Below are 16,220 nucleotides of genomic sequence, written 5' to 3'. Positions count from 1 at the left end.
GTCCTTACTCTTTTTCCGCGATCAACTCTTCTTCCAATTTTTCGAAGTTATCCCAGTCTCCGCTATCAAGCATTTCTAACTGGGCTTCTAGAAGACTGCGGAATCGAATGCGGTAAACCGCAGCCTTCTTTTTCAGTTCTTCAATCTCTATCACTACTTTTCGGGACTTTGCTAACGCTTCATTAATAATTCGGTCCGCATTTTTCTCCGCTTCTTTTATGATAAGCTGAGATTCCTTACGAGCATTGTTCTTTACTTCTTCAGCCGTTTCTTGGGCAACTAAAATGGACTTGCTTAACGTTTCTTCAATATTGGTAAAATGAGCCAACCTTTCCGTAATGGCCCCTACCTTTTCTTCAAGTTCCCGTTTTTCCTTAATCAGTATCTCCATATCCTTAATAATCTGATCTAGAAATTCGTTCACTTCATCTTCATCATAACCGCGAAAAGCCTTACTGAATTCCTTATTATGAATATCTAATGGAGTTAAAGCCACTTCCTACACCTCCGCAAAATTTCAATTCGACAATAGACCTATCTCTAAGCGAATATTCCCTTTTCGGGTTATTCCCTCTTCCTTACTGACCTTGAACCGTCCATAACCTCGCAGCGATACCATATCTCCCGCTCTCACTTGAAAAGATGGGCTATCTACAACCATCCAGTTCACCTTCAGATGGCCAGCCCGGATGGGAGTGAGGACCTTTGAGCGGGAGAGGCGAAACACATCTCCCACCACCACATCCGCACGGGTGGAAGAAACGGTCAGATGGAGCTCCTTCCACTCTTCTGCATTCAGGTGTATTTCGCTGAATGGAATCGATTCAGAGTGAACGGATACCCGGTGGACCTGGTTTAAGTGAGCACGAACATAATCAGCAATTTCTGTTGCAACAATAAGCTGGGCCGAATCGGCATGAACTAGAATATCGCCGTACTTGTCCCTTTTTAAGCCAATTCCCGTTAAGGCACCCAAAAAATCCTTATGCTTCAATTGCCCAAAACCAGGGGATGGACTTGTCACTCGGAAAGCAGCCAGCGAAAAATCCGCTTCTTCTGGTACCCAATATTCTTGATGGATGAGGACTCGGCATCTTTCGGCATTTTCATATCCCCCAAACAGCGTCAGGTTCACCTGGGGAAACTTAGCAGCCAAGTTGCGTAAGATATGCACCTGCCTAGGATCCAAAAAGTCCGTACGCTTATGGTTATGTTGGCGATCGACTTGTTCCAGCCAATCGATGGCTTTCTCAATAAACGGTTTTTCTTCCGGCCTAAAGTGTTCAAACAGACTCATGTATATATTCCTTACTTAGTTTAATTTATTAGTTTAACTTAATAGTAGATAGAGTAAATAGATTAATCCTTCTTCAGCGAAATATAAGGTAAATAAAGCTACGATCGGGGAAATATCAAGCATTCCTAAAGGTGGGATAATCTGTTTGAATGGACGCAAATACGGCTCGACCACCCTTCTCAGAAAATCCCCTAAAGCTGAATCTCTCAATTGCGGAATCCATGACATAAGGATATAACCGAAAATCATGAAGGTGTAAATTTGCAATGCCATGCGTATGACCGTTTCAATCGCTGCTACCAACGGCTTCACCCCTATTAATATACTTTCTATAAGTATATTGCTCTACTTATCTGGGATATGTATCATCATTCATTAATAACTCGGAAATGGTTCCATGCACATCTACATTATCTGGTGCACACATGAAGATGTTGAGGCCTACCTTCTGGATATCTCCATTCAATGCATAAACCGTACCGCTTAAAAAATCGATGATTCGTTTCCCTTGCTCTGGATTAACCCTTTGCAAATTAATGATGACTGGCCTTCTTGAGCGCAAATGATCGGCTATCTCCTGGACTTCTTCGTAGGATCTAGGCTCCACGAGGACCATTTTAACTTGCTCCTTGGCATGTTGAAGACTTACGACATTATTTCGACCCTTCTTGTTTATCGAAACAGGCTCTTCCGATTCCGGCTCATGCTTTTGATGAGTTCGTTCAGGATACTCCTCCTCGTAAGTCTCCTCTCCCGAGAGACCTAAAAAACCCATGATTCCTTTTAACACTCCCATGGCTTTTATCTCCTCCTACTTTGTCTCATTTCCGACCAGGATCGAACCTAGGCGAATAAAGGTAGCCCCCTCCTCAATTGCAACCTCAAAGTCATTCGACATCCCCATAGATAAATGTTGGAGCTGTACGTTAGGCAAATGAAGTTCATTCAATTCCCTGCGCAGTTCTCTCAATCGCTTAAAAACAACACGCGTTTGTTCCGGGACGGATTCATAAGGGGCCATCGTCATTAATCCACATAAGTTTATATATTTCATCTTACTTGTTTCTTTGACAAATTCCAACACTTGATTAGGCTGTAATCCAAATTTTGTCTCTTCTCCTGAGATATTGACCTGTATGAAGCAGTTTGTAACAATCTCTTTTTGCTGGCCTCTCTTCTCGATCTCCTCGGCAAGGGAAAGCCGGTCAAGAGAATGAATAAAGGAAAACCGACCAATCACATCTTTCACCTTATTCGTCTGCAGGTGTCCGATGAAATGCCAAGTGGCCCGGTCTCCAAGTGCCTCCCATTTCGGTACAGCATCTTGCACTCGGCTTTCTCCAAGATGAATAATGCCCTCATCCAAGGCTCGCTTAGTCGTTTCTAAACTCACATATTTAGTTACAGCTACAATCTCAACGTCCTTGGGATCCCGTTGAGCACGCTTGCATGCGGTTTCGATGCGTTCTTTGACTGTTTGAAAAGATAGTTGGATATCCTGCAATTTTTACACCTCTTCACGCCATCCAAGAAACGCCGCCATTCTTCCTGTCTTTCCTCCATCCGCCCGATAGGAAAAAAACAAATCGTTTCGGCAGCTAGTACACCATGAACTGACTTGGATATGTTCATGCGGTATACCTGCTTGAATGAACATATGATAGTTAACACGTTTAAGATCGATATGATACTTGCCATTCGTTGTATCCTCGAGCCAATCCTTTGCCGTTTCAGGATGCAACTTTTCGGATATTCGGTTTACGACGTAATCATCTACCTCGTAGCAGCAACCGCCTATAGAAGGTCCGATCGCAACGCGCAAGTTTTGCTTTTTTACGCCCTGCTCGCTTACTATGGATTCGACAATTTTCTGGGAAATAGCTGCTGCTGTACCTTTCCATCCCGCATGGGCAATTCCCACCCATTTCTGCTCTGGTTCCATGATCAGCAAAGGAACACAGTCGGCATAAAATGATGTCAATAAAACATTTTTTTCTGAAGTGATTAAGCCATCTGTCCCTGTGATTGCGTCTTCCATCCTTGTACGGCCTCGTCCTCGCTCGGTCGTCCGGATAACCGCGATCTCGCTCCCATGTATCTGATCTGCACAAGTCCAGCTCTCAAAGGGAAAATCAAGTAGCCGGCATAGCTGCTTGCGATTTTCTACTACAGACTGTAGTTGGTCCCCTACATGCAGACCGCAGTTCATCGACTCGAAGGGCAAATTACTTACGCCACCTTGCCGTGTCGTAAATCCTGCAACTAAACCTGGAAATTCTTTCTCCCATTCAGCTATTCTAAGAAGGACAGTCTCCTGTTCCAAAACAAATGGTTCCAAAGGTCAAATCCCCCCCATTTTAATTATAATTCATCTTACCATATTCCCTTCTACTACCTCAATGTCCTAGGTTTGTCAAGCAGATGGCTCCACTAAAATAGCATGCTCTTTTATAGGCGAGGTTTTCCCTCTTGAGCATGCCAGAAAAGGATCAATATGGTTTATAGCCTTCTTCCTCCAACTGTTTCTGTTCCTTATAATGTGTTTCTTCTAGACGAACAAGAACAACATCTTTTCCAATCTTAATAATATTCTTCCAAGGAATCACTATATCGGTTCCCCCGCCAAAGAATCCGAGAAATTTCCCCTGTCCGGGAACGACAATGGCATCAATTTGACCTAGCTTCAAATTAATTTCCAAGTCTGTCACTTGGCCTAGTCTTCTTCCATCCAACACATTGACAACATCTTTGGTTTGGAACTCAGAGATTTTCATCATATGCTAGCCCACCCTTAACATGGCTCTTCCAACCTTACTAACATATATATGTCTCTTGCGGGCAAACATGTGACTAAAAAAACGGATCACTTGTCTCATGCCATTGTTCAGCATACGGAAAAAGCACCCAGACGTGCTGGATGCTTTTTACACTGTCAGAATTTACACTGAAGACAGCATGGACAAATTTCATATTCTATTGTACGTGCTTTTGCATTTGAGAAATGGCCGCCTTTTCAAGCCGAGATACTTGGGCTTGAGAAATGCCAATTTCCTCTGCCACTTCCATCTGCGTTTTCCCTTCAAAGAATCGCATGGACAAGATGAGCTTTTCTCGATCATTCAATCGATGCATGGCTTCCCGTAAGGCGATTTCCTCCACCCACTGGATATCCTTGTTTCTTTCGTCACTGATCTGGTCCATCACATAGATGGGATCACCGCCATCCTGGTAGATCGGTTCGAACAAGGAAACTGGATCTTGGATCGCATCCAATGCGAAAACAACGTCTTCCTTCGGAACATTAAGGGCTTCGGAAATTTCGTAAATGGTTGGTTCACGAGAATTCCGGTTTGTTAGAGAATCCCGGATTTGTAGAGCCTTGTAGGCAATGTCCCTAAGAGATCTCGATACCCTTATAGGATTGTTGTCTCGAAGATATCGACGAATTTCTCCGATAATCATCGGAACAGCATAAGTGGAAAACTTAACGTTTTGTCCGAGGTCAAAGTTATCGATGGCTTTCATTAGCCCAATGCATCCCACTTGGAACAAATCGTCAACGTATTCACCTCTGTTGTTGAAACGCTGGATTACACTTAACACTAAACGCAAGTTGCCATTGACGAGTTTTTCCCTGGCCTGGTAATTCCCACTTTGTAGCTCTACAAATAGTTCCCGCATCTCCTTGTTGGTTAATACAGGTAATTTAGAAGTATCTACGCCACAAATCTCGACTTTGTTTCGTGTCACCTTTCTCCCTCCTAGGAGCAGCGTTACAGTTAATTATCTCCTGAGAGGGAAAATTTATGCACAACATGTTTAACTTAGCCTCCGCCTTCATCTACCTTAGGGATAAACCAATTTTGGAGGATTAGCGCCAAAAGAAAAAGGAAGCACAGCTTCCCGCTACACCATCTTATTAAATTCCTTCCTTAAACGTTTAATGATTCGCTTTTCAAGTCGGGAGATGTAGGATTGAGAAATCCCCAGCATGTCTGCCACATCTTTTTGCGTTTTTTCCTCCTGACCGTTTAATCCAAAACGAAGTTCCATTATGGTACGTTCACGTTCAGATAATTTATCTAATGCTTTATATAACAGCTTGCGATCCACCTGATCTTCCAAGTCCCTATATATAGTATCATTTTCTGTTCCCAATACATCGGATAGCAGGAGCTCATTGCCATCCCAGTCAATGTTTAGGGGCTCATCAAAAGAAACCTCTGACTTCAGCTTACTGTTTCGGCGCAAAAACATGAGGATTTCATTTTCAATGCATCGAGAAGCATACGTTGCCAGCTTGATTTTCTTTTCGGGGTCAAAAGTATTGACTGCTTTAATTAATCCTATCGTTCCAATACTCACCAGATCCTCAATATTAATTCCCGTGTTTTCAAACTTTCTCGCAATATAAACAACTAAACGTAAATTTCGCTCAATGAGCATAGCCTTGACGGCTGCATCTCCTTTAGGAAGCTTTCCAAGGAGATATTCTTCTTCCTCCCTGCTCAGAGGAGGGGGCAACGCTTCACTGCCACCAATATAATAGATTTCTTCTGCCTTGACGCCTAGCCAAAGTAAAAGTCTAAACCACCAGATTTGTGCCATTAGTCTGAACTGTGTTAACATAGATTCCTCCTTACTTTTTCATCCCCTGCTCATATGGCTTGTTTGGGAAGATCAGTGTCTTTATTTGGCATTCTTGAATCTTCATCTGTTAGGTGTGGGTGAACTATAGCTTGATAAGAGCCATCAGATGACAAAGCAACTGGATTTAACCCTATTAGAGCACGCTTCGTCTCATATATTTCCCCTTCTATCACAAGGCGTACCTTATCCGGCCTAAAAGCTAAAAGCAGATCCATTCCTCTAGATACACCCCTATAAGGAATTAATCGAATTCTTTGGATCCAATCATCCCCTACTTCTGAAAACACATCAAGAGAGCTCAAATCTTTCTTCTCTTTCACCGCCATATAAAGATGCTGAGGCAAGAGATCCTTCCATAAGGCAAGATCCATAATACTGACCGGCCACCTGGTAACCGGCTCGTATAATTGGTTCCCTGTATCAATTAAACCTCTGCATGTCACGGCTTGTTCGTTTATAAATACCTCGAGTTCCACATAAAAGGATGCTTTCCTATTATTTTCTTTTAGTTGCTTTAAAGCCTTGCCGGAAAGCCACCAGATACAAGGAAGAACCAATGCTATAAATCCCCAGGTAATAGATGTGCCCAACCCGCCTGTTTGCGTAAATACAATCCCTGATATAAGCTCACTTTCTGTTTGAAAAAAGAAATGAAGGCCTAATAATCCTCCACCTAAAACGAATGCGACCATATAAAAGCAAAGAATTCTCTGTAAGAAAACTCCTAATCGGTGAAAACCAAAAGTACAAAAAACCATAAGACCAGAAAAGATTAGCTTTGTGAAAAAAGTAAAAAGTCCACTCCAATAAGGAAAGAAGATCACTAGCGTATAGGCGGCTCCTATGCCTGCACCTAAGGCCAAACGATACCAACGCGGCTTGATCTTTAAAACCAGAGCCGTTGACCATAAAAGAATCAGGTCAATGAGAAAATTAGTTATAAATATTACATCTAAATAAACTGTCACTTCATCTCAAAGCCCCCCTTCCTCTAACACTCCGATGGTGCTTCTCAGAAGCAAAGAGGTTGCCAAATAATGACATCAACTATATGTGTTATCAGTATATAATAAAGCCTAATCAAAGTCTGTCTAATCTTGCCGGTCATCCAGCACTTTTTTCGTCGAAATAAAACTGTTCTATTCATATCTATTAATAGAAACAAAAAAGAACCCCATAAAGTTTAACATTACGGGGTTCTTTACCAAAAAGCTATTTATTGTTTCGATTGCGGCGATTACGCAGAAATGTAGGAACATCTAAACTGTTGCTATTAAAACTTTGGAATGGACGAACTTCTGTCCGCTCTTCTTCCTTAGCACTAGCTACTTGTGTTCTTGCAGTATTAACATTAGAAGCGGTATTTTGAGGTCGCTTGTCCAAACTGTTAATAGGCTTCTGGGCAGCTTCTTCAAATCCCGTCGCAATAACCGTAACAATGATTTCGTCCTTCAAATTCTCATTGATAACGGCACCAAAGATCATATTCACTTCTTGATCTGAAGCAGATGCAACAATATCGGCTGCCTCATTCACTTCATAAAGGCTCAAGTTATGCCCACCGGTAATATTCAGAAGCACACCTCGTGCTCCATCAATAGAAGTTTCCAATAGTGGACTGTTAATCGCCTGTTTAGCAGCTTCTGTTGCCCTGTTTTCACCTGTGCCAACACCTATTCCCATCAATGCAGATCCTCGCTCTGTCATGATGGTCTTCACATCAGCAAAGTCAAGGTTAATTAGTCCCGGCACGGCAATTAGGTCAGAGATCCCTTGAACCCCTTGGCGAAGTACATTATCCGCTTCACGGAACGCTTCAAGCATTGGAGTGTTTTTATCAACAATCTCAAGTAGACGATCATTTGGAATCACGATCAGCGTGTCTACTTTTTCCTTTAACGCGTTGACTCCATTATTTGCTTGCAAGGATCTTTTTCTTCCTTCAAAAGAGAAAGGCTTGGTTACAACACCCACAGTTAAGGCTCCCAATTGCCTTGCGATATCCGCAATCACTGGAGCGGCTCCTGTACCTGTTCCTCCACCCATTCCGGCTGTGACGAACACCAAATCTGAACCGCGCAATGCGTTTTCAATTAGTTCACGGCTTTCTTCCGCTGCCTTTTTTCCTACCTCCGGATTGGCACCTGCCCCAAGACCTCTTGTCAGCTTTTCACCAATCTTCAGCTTTTGCTCCGCTCTGGATAATTGGAGCGCTTGAGCATCCGTATTTACAGCAATAAATTCTACACCTTGCACACCCATCTCAATCATACGGTTGATCGCGTTGCTTCCACCGCCTCCAACGCCTATAACCTTAATCTGAGCAAGTGAGTCGTTTTCCAAATCAAATTCCAACATTCTTGGTAGTCCCCCTCACATGTCTTTGAAGCATGTTCAAAAATTTATTATCGGATATTAAATAAATTCACTAAACCAGTTTTTCACTTTATCAATCATGCCATTATCTTTTTCCTTTGGTTGGCTTGGCTTCTTTGCAGGTTTAACTTGTACAGGGACCTTCTCCTTCTCGACCATCACAGGTTGGCGGGGACTTGAATGCTTAGATGCATATTTAATCAAACCGACACCTATCGTATAGGAAGGATCTCGAACACCAATGTAGTCAGGCATCGCTACCCGCACTGGCACTTGAAGTTCTTCTCTAGCCAATTCCACGACACCTGGCATTCCAGCTACTCCTCCGGTCAGCACGTAACCTGCGGGAATATCACCTAAGTAACCCAGCTTAATCACTTCTTCTTGGACCAATCCAACAATCTCAGCTACCCTTGGTTCAATTACATGGGCCAGATCAGCTTGGGTACATTCAAGATCTGTATTGCTTCCAATTCGCTTAACCTTGAATTTCTCGTTCGGTGATGCTTGGTCAATCAAAGCACATCCATATTTCAACTGCAACCGTTTGGCTTCTTCCGTTGAAGTTCGCAGGGCGTAGGCAATATCGCTTGTTATGTAGTCTCCCCCAATGGGTACCGTGCTAACTCCTGCCAACGTTCCCTGCTCAAATATGGCGATCGTCGTCGAACCGGCTCCCATATCCACAAGAACTACACCTAAATTCTTTTCATCTTTTGATAGGGCGATATCGCTGGCTGCTAAAGATTGCAAGTAAAATCCCGCTATGTTCAATCCTGCCTTCTCCACACAACGATACAAGTTATGGATAATGGTTTTAGAACCCGTAATGATGGTTCCTTCCATCTCAAGGCGCACACCAATCATTCCATGCGGGTCGTTTACTCCGGACAAACCATCGATGGTGTATTCAATAGGAACGACATCAATGATTTCCTTCTCAGGGGGAATAGCGATAACTTTTGCGGCATCCGTGACCCTACGGATATCTTCATCCCCAATTTCTTTATTCTCACTGGAAACGGCAACGACACCTTGGCTAATCACCAGTTCAATATGATTACCGGAAATTCCAACATATACATCACGAATGCTTACATCCACCATGCGTTCTGCTTGATCCAAAGCCTCTTTTATAGCAAAAACCGTCTGGTCTATGTCTACGATGGCTCCTTTTTTTATCCCTTGGGATTCGGCTGTGCCAACCCCTATAATATTAATGGATCCATTATGGACTTCCCCAATTATGACTCTCACTTTGGATGTACCGATGTCTAAGCTTACTAGTAGGTCGTTGTTGTTCAATCCCTTGGCACCTCCCCTGCATGAACTCCATCTTTCAAATCTATCAACGCTTCATTTTATTTTCTAAAGAAAAAGGATGTCCTTCTTCTTCTTGTAGCTTCTCCCTCACTTGACATCAAGGGGTAAACCCCCAAGTCTGATAAAATAGGATTTTACTCAGACTTGACCCGTAGAGAGGATGTCAAGTGAGGGAATTGGCACTGCCAATTTTACTTTCAGTAACAGAAAGTTAATGTAATTTTTTAGCCTATTTAGTTAAATTCAACATCCTTTGTAGATTCCCTTTTTTTTTTATGCTATTTTTTCGCAAAAACTGTAAAACAATAATTTACAACAACGTCAAAATTTGGACCTGTTCAGACATAGGGTGTTAAACAAAGAGTCGTATTACCCAGAAATAAGACGAATAGTTCTTAGTCTCCTTACTCGCTGTATGATTTGTCTTTGAACCAACGACCAATCATAATTCTGCGAATCACTGCAATATTGTTAAACAGCCTGACACCAAAAGCAAAAATCGCCGCCAAATAGAGATCTACTCCCATATATACCCCTAAAAAAGCAAGTCCAGCGGCTAAGAGCGTATTGAAAAAGAACCCTGACATAAACACTTTAATGTCAAAAATATTTTCTAGATAGGATCGAATTCCTCCAAACACGGTATCTAGAGCAGCCAGTACAGCAATCGACAGGTAATTTCGATACTCTACTGGAACAGTAAATTCTGATGAAAGTCCTAAAATAACACCTACAATAAGTCCGATAATTGGCAACCACATATTTTTTATGACCCTTCCTTTAACGGTTTCATAAAATGGATCATACCTTTTCCATCATAGGCAGGAATAAGTAATTTGTCTAGCTTTTTAATTGTAATTCTCTTGTTAATTACATTAAAGTATTCTTCAAACCCTTTGAGTTTCAGCGCCGATTCCAATACCTCCGGATCACCGATGACCCGAATCTCATAAGGCAATCTGATCACCTTCGTATCGACTTGAATGTCACTCCCTACATTTCGTATAGAGGTTGTTGGCGTCATTCGATTTCCATTAATGGAAATCGCTTGCGCACCTGCACCAAACAGTTCATTAACGATATATCTGATGTCATCGTCAAATATTTGACTTAAGCTGCTTAATTCCTGATCGCTAGTATGGGAGAGAATTTCTTCAATTTTGATCGATAGACCCTTTCCCTGAAGAGGGGACAAGCCGGCAAAAACTTTGATCCGAGCTAGCTCCTCTCTCATCACATTGAGGGAATCCGCTTGATTAAGAGGGTTCTCATATTCATACAGCAATTGATCGTATTTGGAGATTTCCGTTAAAATTCTTTGATGGCGTTCCATTTCCTTTTGCAGATCTTGCCGAAGCTGGGAAATATCCTTTGCTTCTGGAGAAGCACTGGTGTTGTAGGATCTGAATTGTACAGCAAGCATAAACCCAATAATGATGCTTATTAAAATAATAATAAAAGGAATTTCTCTTGTAGGCTTCATTCTATGAATCCTCTTTCTGGGCTAGGTGGTCCGCACGAAACAGCTTCTGGCTATCACCCGTATAAGCGGGAAGATCAATCTTTTCCTTTATTTCGAGTTTGACATCTATATTAGAGAACTCTTTTAAATTTTGAACTACCCCTCCTGGCATGTCCAATGCGGTTAACAAGATTTCAGATTCTCCTATTGCCGAGATTTCAAATGGCGGAACGGTTTTTACCTCGTTTACGAGCACGGTAGGTCCCACGCATCGAATAGCCGAATTGGTAGTTAAGCGTTGCCCATTGATGCTAATGGCCTCTGCACCGGAAGAAAACAGTTCATTAACAACCTGGCGAATCTGTTCCTCATGCACAATATAATCATTCATGTTTCCTGACTCTGGCAGGGTTTTGCTATCATTCAGGGTGACCACAAGGCCTTTTCCCGTGACCGGCAACAGGCCCGCCCACATCCTGATCTCATCCAGCTCTTCTAAGACTTCCCTCGCCTGATCTTCCTGGTCCCCCATTTTTTTCTCGATTTCTGAGACCCTTTGCTTAATCTTCTGGAGCTGTTCCTCTAGGTTTTGAACTTGAGTCTGCTCTTCCAATATCTTCTCTTGCAGCCTCTGCTTTTTCTCCCATTGGGAATCCGTAATGGCTGAGTCCGTTGACGATATGCTCTTGGTAAACTGCACGGAATAAGAAATGATGAATCCGAAAGCCAACAATACCAAGGTTAGATAAACATGTATCTTGCGGATCTTCATTCTTCAGTCCCCTCTCCGGTGCCTTCGAGGTTGTTATATGGGATAAACCATTTCCCATCAAGCAGCATGATCATCCCCTTGTCCTTCCCTTCTTGCTTTAAATTGGCTACAAAAGATGGATACCAAGACATATTCTTGGCAAAATGCCTCACCGACGTGTGCACTTCATAGCCGTCTTTCATATATAGAACTAGTCTCTGCGGATCTTCTGTCATGGCTGGCTGAATTTCTGAAATAGCATGCAATACGATAGGTTCGAGCTTGAATAGCTCCTCAGAAAGCTTAGGAAGAAGGGCTTGGTCTTTCCACTCCCGCAGAATGGGCTTATCTATAACTCTATCATTCCACTCTCTGTTTTCCAACCTCATTCCATTTTCCAAAACTGGAATGATCTTATTATCATCCTCTAACATGAAAGCGACATGACGGTGTTCTTTTATGTCAATAAACACCTTTCCCGGAAAATCCCGTTGAACTGACACTTCCTTAATTTCGGGCAATGCCATGAGAGCTGATTCCATTTCCTTCGGATCAATAGAGAAAAACGAATCCCCTTTGGCTATCTTAGCTAATCCGATGATCTGCGTCTCTTCAACCATATCTTCACCTCTTATGGAAATCGAGTCAATCTTACTCAGAGGAGAGCGAAAAAAAATAAGCACGGACAGACCCAGTAAAATGACCCATCCAAGAGTTCGAAGAATGCGAGTCCCCCTATTCTTCTTTTTATGATCTTTCGTAAGCGCCGGAACCCTCTCCATATCTCCCATTGCTTGTCTCCTCCCTACTGAAAACTTGCCTGGCGCCTTGCCTTCAAATGCCTTGTTCTTTTAACCTACGATTGAAAAGCGGCATATCAACTATGCCGCTTCAAGCTATTACGTCCGTATTCGTTTAATGGAAGCACCGATCGATTGCAGTTGCTCTTCAATTCTCTCATACCCGCGATCAATATGATGAACTTGATTAACGTATGTTGTTCCATTTGCTGCCAGGCCAGCTAAAATCATCGCGGCTCCAGCTCGCAGATCGGTGGCGTCCACTTCGGCTCCCTTAAATCTAGCGTTCCCGTGAATAAAAGCTTCGTTCCCGTTGATATCAATCCTCGCCCCCATTTTTCTCAGGGCTTCCACATGTTTAAATCTAGCATCGAATACCGTTTCCTGAATGACGCTAGTACCGCTTGACAAGGTGAGTAAAGTCATCAACTGAGCTTGCATATCCGTAGGAAACCCTGGGTAGGGTTCAGTCCTAACCGAAACAGGCCGAATGGGCTGATTCATAGATACCATCATTATATCATGGGCATAGTCTATTTCAACACCACATTGCTGAAGAATATCAATGAGGGATTGAAGATGCTCCACAACTATATTATTGATTGTTAGACTGCCTCCTGTCATACAGGCAGCCAATGCTATTGTACCAGCTACAATGCGATCAGGAATAACCTTATAGCTTATTGCCTCCAGACGATTGACCCCTTCAATCTCAATCATGGGGGTCCCCGCACCTCTAATTCGTGCTCCCATGGCGTTTAAAAAGTTTTGCAGGTCTATAATTTCAGGTTCTTTAGCCGCGTTACATATTAAGGTCCTTCCCTTGGCTAATGTAGCAGCCATCATTATATTCTCTGTTGCACCGACACTAGGATAAGCAAGCTTGACTTCTGCTCCAATCAATTCTTTTGCTTGGCAATGAATATGGTCCTCAGAAGATGTGAACTTTGCTCCAAGTGCCTTCAATCCTTGAATGTGAAGATCGATTTTTCGCTCCCCGATTGCACACCCGCCCGGCGGGTATATCGTAACTTCACCGAAGCGGGCAAGCATCGGGCCCATGAGGAAGATTGATGATCTCATCTGTCCCATTAAATCTACAGGGATATGTGGAGAAAAAAGCGAGGATGTGTCTATCGTCACGGCGGATTGTTCATGGTTGCATTTCGCTCCGAGAGCAGTAAGAATCTGGAGCATGACTGAAATGTCGGTAAGGTGAGGAACATCCTGAATGGAGTACTGGCCATCCGCCAGCACAGTGGCTGCAAGTATCGGAAGGGCCGCGTTTTTGGATCCTTGGATGCGAAGGCTTCCGGTTAATGGCCTTCCACCTTGGACAGCAAATTTCTCCATGGTTTCACCTCCGGATTATCCTTCACCCACCACCTCAACTTCTGGAACTAAGTGAACCTTATACCTTTCAGCAATTTCCTCTTTTATATACTCTATTAGGGTAAGTACGTCCTCGGCAGTCGCTTTCCCCCGATTGACGATGAAATTGGCATGCTTCTCAGAGACCTGCGCATCACCGATACGATATCCCTTTAATCCTGCTGCCTCAATGAGCCTCCCTGCATGATCCGGCAGGGGGTTGCGGAATACGCTGCCGGCGCAAGGCAACTGCAGAGGCTGGGTCGATCTTCGCCTGTCTTTATAGCGTGCCATGGCATCGGCAATTTCCTTACGATTACCATGAGCCAGTCTGAATACCGCCGAAACCACCAATCCTCCTGTTTCCTGAAGGATCGAATGTCGATAGCTAAATTTCATATCATCATGCGAGAATTCAACTAACTCCCCGGTTTCCAGCAATACCTCGGCTGACTTAAAAATTCGTGATACTTCCGATCCATGGGCACCTGCATTCATGTAAACGGCTCCGCCTACAGAACCGGGTATTCCGCCGGCAAACTCCAATCCCGTGAGTCCCTCTTTTCCTGCCATAACAGATAGCCGAATAAATGAATATCCCGCTCCGACATGCACCACATCATCCTCAAATCGAAGATGATCCAATCCATCAGCCAATTTAAACACTACTCCGCGGATTCCCTTATCCCGTACTAACATATTGGAGCCTTTTCCAATCACGCGCCAGGGCAGGTTGTGTTTTTTTACGACTCTCATTGCTTTTGCCAGCCCAAATTTATCTTTTGGCTGTATAAATAAGTCTGCTGGGCCACCGATTTTCCATGTCGTATGGTTGGCAAGGGGCTCTTGTTCTAAGATTAATCCTACGTCTTCTGCTTTTAATTCCCTAACTGCCTCTTCCATTTCCCTTACCCCCTCCGTTAGATGCCGTAGGATCTTTCATCCTGTACCAAGTCAATCGCATAGGATGAAGAAAACTTGTTAGCGTTATTCACAAGCTTTCTTGTATCACGCTAATAGTATACTTTATGCGGGCCATTCACTTATTGTGACATCAGCCTATGGAACAATAAGTCGCTTCAACTCACCATAAAGCTTCTCAGCCGACTGTGGTTCTCCTAATTTTTTTGCCGATTCCTTCATGGAAGTCCATTTGGAAGGATTTAACATTATTTCTTCAATCGATTGAATGAGAGTACTTGCGGTTAGGTCCCTCTCCAGCAGAACAGTAGCTGCCCCATTTTCCTCCAGCCATCTTGCGTTTTTCTCTTGATGGTTATTCGTTACATAAGGAGATGGTACGAGAATGGAGGGAATGCCTAACGCGGTGATCTCAGCCAAGAAGGAGGCTCCTGCCCGATTAACGATTAAATCCGTTGCAGCAAGGACCTCTGGCATATTGTAAATGAATGGAAAGATGCTGACATTCGTAGGAATATCCCCTTTTTCTTTCAACTTAGCTACCACATTCTCGTAATGCACGTCTCCCGTAACATAGACAAAATGCAGCTCTTTTTTTTCCGCTAAGATGGGTACTGCCTCTAGAAAGGCCTCATTGATTGCCCTCGCCCCTCTGCTGCCGCCAACAACCAATACCATCTTTCGGCTGGAACGCAGGTCTAGTGAAGAACGCCCTTGCTCCGGATCCGCCTTAGCCACTTCTGAAGCGCGAGGATTTCCGGTAACAATCACCTTCCCAGAAGGAAAATAAGATGCCGAAGCGGAAAAGGAAACCGCAATTCGTCTAGCATAGCGGGCTAAGAATTTATTCGTTAACCCAGGAATGACATTCTGCTCGTGAATCATGGTTGGAATTCCCATTCTGGCTGCCGCGTAAACCACTGGACCGCAAACGTATCCGCCAGTCCCTACTACTGCGTCGGCACCGAACTCTCGGATAATCTTCTTGGATTTGGCTACTGCCTTTAGGAAACGGATCACCGTTTTGACATTTTCCAAAGATAGACTGCGCTTAAAGCCGCTAATTTCAATCGATTCGAAACGAACTCCTGCTTTGGGTACGATATTCGCTTCTAAGCCTTTCTCACTGCCAATGTACAGAATTTTGGCATCCGGATGCTGCTCCATAATCTCCTTAGTTAGAGATAAGGCTGGATAAATATGGCCGCCCGTTCCTCCACCTGAAACAATTATTTTCATTTTCTAATCACCACTTATGTTCATCCAATG

General features: G+C 43.4%; 19 protein-coding genes. All 19 read right to left on the bottom strand.

Features of this window, described 5'->3' with window-relative positions; all coding sequences use genetic code 11:
• Positions 1-4: 4 nt before the first annotated feature.
• Complete coding sequence (locus ABLT31_RS01575) at positions 5-496, bottom strand: DivIVA domain-containing protein (protein ID WP_367747996.1); 492 nt, start codon at positions 494-496, stop codon at positions 5-7.
• A 21-nt stretch (positions 497-517) separates the two neighbouring features.
• Positions 518-1,297: a YlmH family RNA-binding protein gene (locus tag ABLT31_RS01570; protein ID WP_367747993.1), complete on the bottom strand. Its 780-nt coding sequence runs from the start codon at positions 1,295-1,297 to the stop codon at positions 518-520.
• A gap of 33 nt (positions 1,298-1,330) precedes the next feature.
• Positions 1,331-1,600 (bottom strand): YggT family protein, encoded by a 270-nt coding sequence (locus ABLT31_RS01565; RefSeq protein WP_462976455.1) that lies wholly within the window; start codon positions 1,598-1,600, stop codon positions 1,331-1,333.
• Between the two features lie 46 nt (positions 1,601-1,646).
• Entirely contained in the window at positions 1,647-2,093 is a 447-nt protein-coding gene (locus ABLT31_RS01560) for a cell division protein SepF (protein WP_367747991.1), read from the bottom strand.
• 15 nt (positions 2,094-2,108) lie between these two features.
• Positions 2,109-2,801, bottom strand: a complete 693-nt coding sequence (locus ABLT31_RS01555) for a YggS family pyridoxal phosphate-dependent enzyme (RefSeq protein ID WP_367747988.1) — start codon at positions 2,799-2,801, stop codon at positions 2,109-2,111.
• Between the two features lie 3 nt (positions 2,802-2,804).
• On the bottom strand, positions 2,805-3,635 hold the full coding sequence (gene pgeF, locus ABLT31_RS01550; RefSeq protein WP_367747985.1) for a peptidoglycan editing factor PgeF: 831 nt from the start codon (positions 3,633-3,635) through the stop codon (positions 2,805-2,807).
• A gap of 151 nt (positions 3,636-3,786) precedes the next feature.
• Positions 3,787-4,074 carry a YlmC/YmxH family sporulation protein gene (locus tag ABLT31_RS01545; protein WP_367747982.1) on the bottom strand — a complete coding sequence of 96 codons (288 nt, stop codon included), beginning with the start codon at positions 4,072-4,074 and terminating at the stop codon, positions 3,787-3,789.
• A 196-nt stretch (positions 4,075-4,270) separates the two neighbouring features.
• On the bottom strand, positions 4,271-5,047 hold the full coding sequence (gene sigG / locus ABLT31_RS01540; protein WP_129196883.1) for an RNA polymerase sporulation sigma factor SigG: 777 nt from the start codon (positions 5,045-5,047) through the stop codon (positions 4,271-4,273).
• A gap of 156 nt (positions 5,048-5,203) precedes the next feature.
• Complete coding sequence (gene sigE, locus ABLT31_RS01535) at positions 5,204-5,926, bottom strand: RNA polymerase sporulation sigma factor SigE (RefSeq protein WP_367747979.1); 723 nt, start codon at positions 5,924-5,926, stop codon at positions 5,204-5,206.
• A gap of 29 nt (positions 5,927-5,955) precedes the next feature.
• Positions 5,956-6,915, bottom strand: a complete 960-nt coding sequence (spoIIGA, locus tag ABLT31_RS01530; RefSeq protein WP_367747976.1) for a sigma-E processing peptidase SpoIIGA — start codon at positions 6,913-6,915, stop codon at positions 5,956-5,958.
• A gap of 244 nt (positions 6,916-7,159) precedes the next feature.
• Entirely contained in the window at positions 7,160-8,305 is a 1,146-nt protein-coding gene (gene ftsZ, locus ABLT31_RS01525; RefSeq protein WP_367747974.1) for a cell division protein FtsZ, read from the bottom strand.
• Positions 8,306-8,362: 57 nt separating this feature from the next.
• Positions 8,363-9,628, bottom strand: coding sequence for a cell division protein FtsA (gene ftsA, locus ABLT31_RS01520; RefSeq protein WP_367747972.1), 1,266 nt, complete (start codon positions 9,626-9,628; stop codon positions 8,363-8,365).
• A gap of 422 nt (positions 9,629-10,050) precedes the next feature.
• Positions 10,051-10,407, bottom strand: coding sequence for a small basic family protein (locus tag ABLT31_RS01515; protein WP_367747969.1), 357 nt, complete (start codon positions 10,405-10,407; stop codon positions 10,051-10,053).
• Positions 10,408-10,412: 5 nt separating this feature from the next.
• Complete coding sequence (locus ABLT31_RS01510) at positions 10,413-11,129, bottom strand: DUF881 domain-containing protein (RefSeq protein WP_367747967.1); 717 nt, start codon at positions 11,127-11,129, stop codon at positions 10,413-10,415.
• Between the two features lies 1 nt (position 11,130).
• Positions 11,131-11,880 (bottom strand): DUF881 domain-containing protein, encoded by a 750-nt coding sequence (locus ABLT31_RS01505; RefSeq protein WP_367747965.1) that lies wholly within the window; start codon positions 11,878-11,880, stop codon positions 11,131-11,133.
• Positions 11,877-12,650, bottom strand: a complete 774-nt coding sequence (locus ABLT31_RS01500; protein ID WP_367747963.1) for a cell division protein FtsQ/DivIB — start codon at positions 12,648-12,650, stop codon at positions 11,877-11,879. The genes ABLT31_RS01505 and ABLT31_RS01500 overlap by 4 nt, the downstream gene beginning before the upstream one ends.
• A 108-nt stretch (positions 12,651-12,758) precedes the next feature.
• Positions 12,759-14,012: a UDP-N-acetylglucosamine 1-carboxyvinyltransferase gene (murA, locus tag ABLT31_RS01495; RefSeq protein WP_367747961.1), complete on the bottom strand. Its 1,254-nt coding sequence runs from the start codon at positions 14,010-14,012 to the stop codon at positions 12,759-12,761.
• A 15-nt stretch (positions 14,013-14,027) separates the two neighbouring features.
• The gene (gene murB / locus ABLT31_RS01490) at positions 14,028-14,933 is read right to left on the bottom strand and encodes a UDP-N-acetylmuramate dehydrogenase (RefSeq protein WP_367747958.1); all 906 of its coding nucleotides are present in this window, start codon (positions 14,931-14,933) and stop codon (positions 14,028-14,030) included.
• A gap of 156 nt (positions 14,934-15,089) precedes the next feature.
• Positions 15,090-16,190: an undecaprenyldiphospho-muramoylpentapeptide beta-N-acetylglucosaminyltransferase gene (gene murG, locus ABLT31_RS01485; RefSeq protein ID WP_367747956.1), complete on the bottom strand. Its 1,101-nt coding sequence runs from the start codon at positions 16,188-16,190 to the stop codon at positions 15,090-15,092.
• Between the last annotated feature and the right edge of the window lie 30 nt (positions 16,191-16,220).

Source organism: Ammoniphilus soli (assembly GCF_040813775.1).
This window is presented reverse-complemented; position numbering and strand designations above follow the sequence as displayed.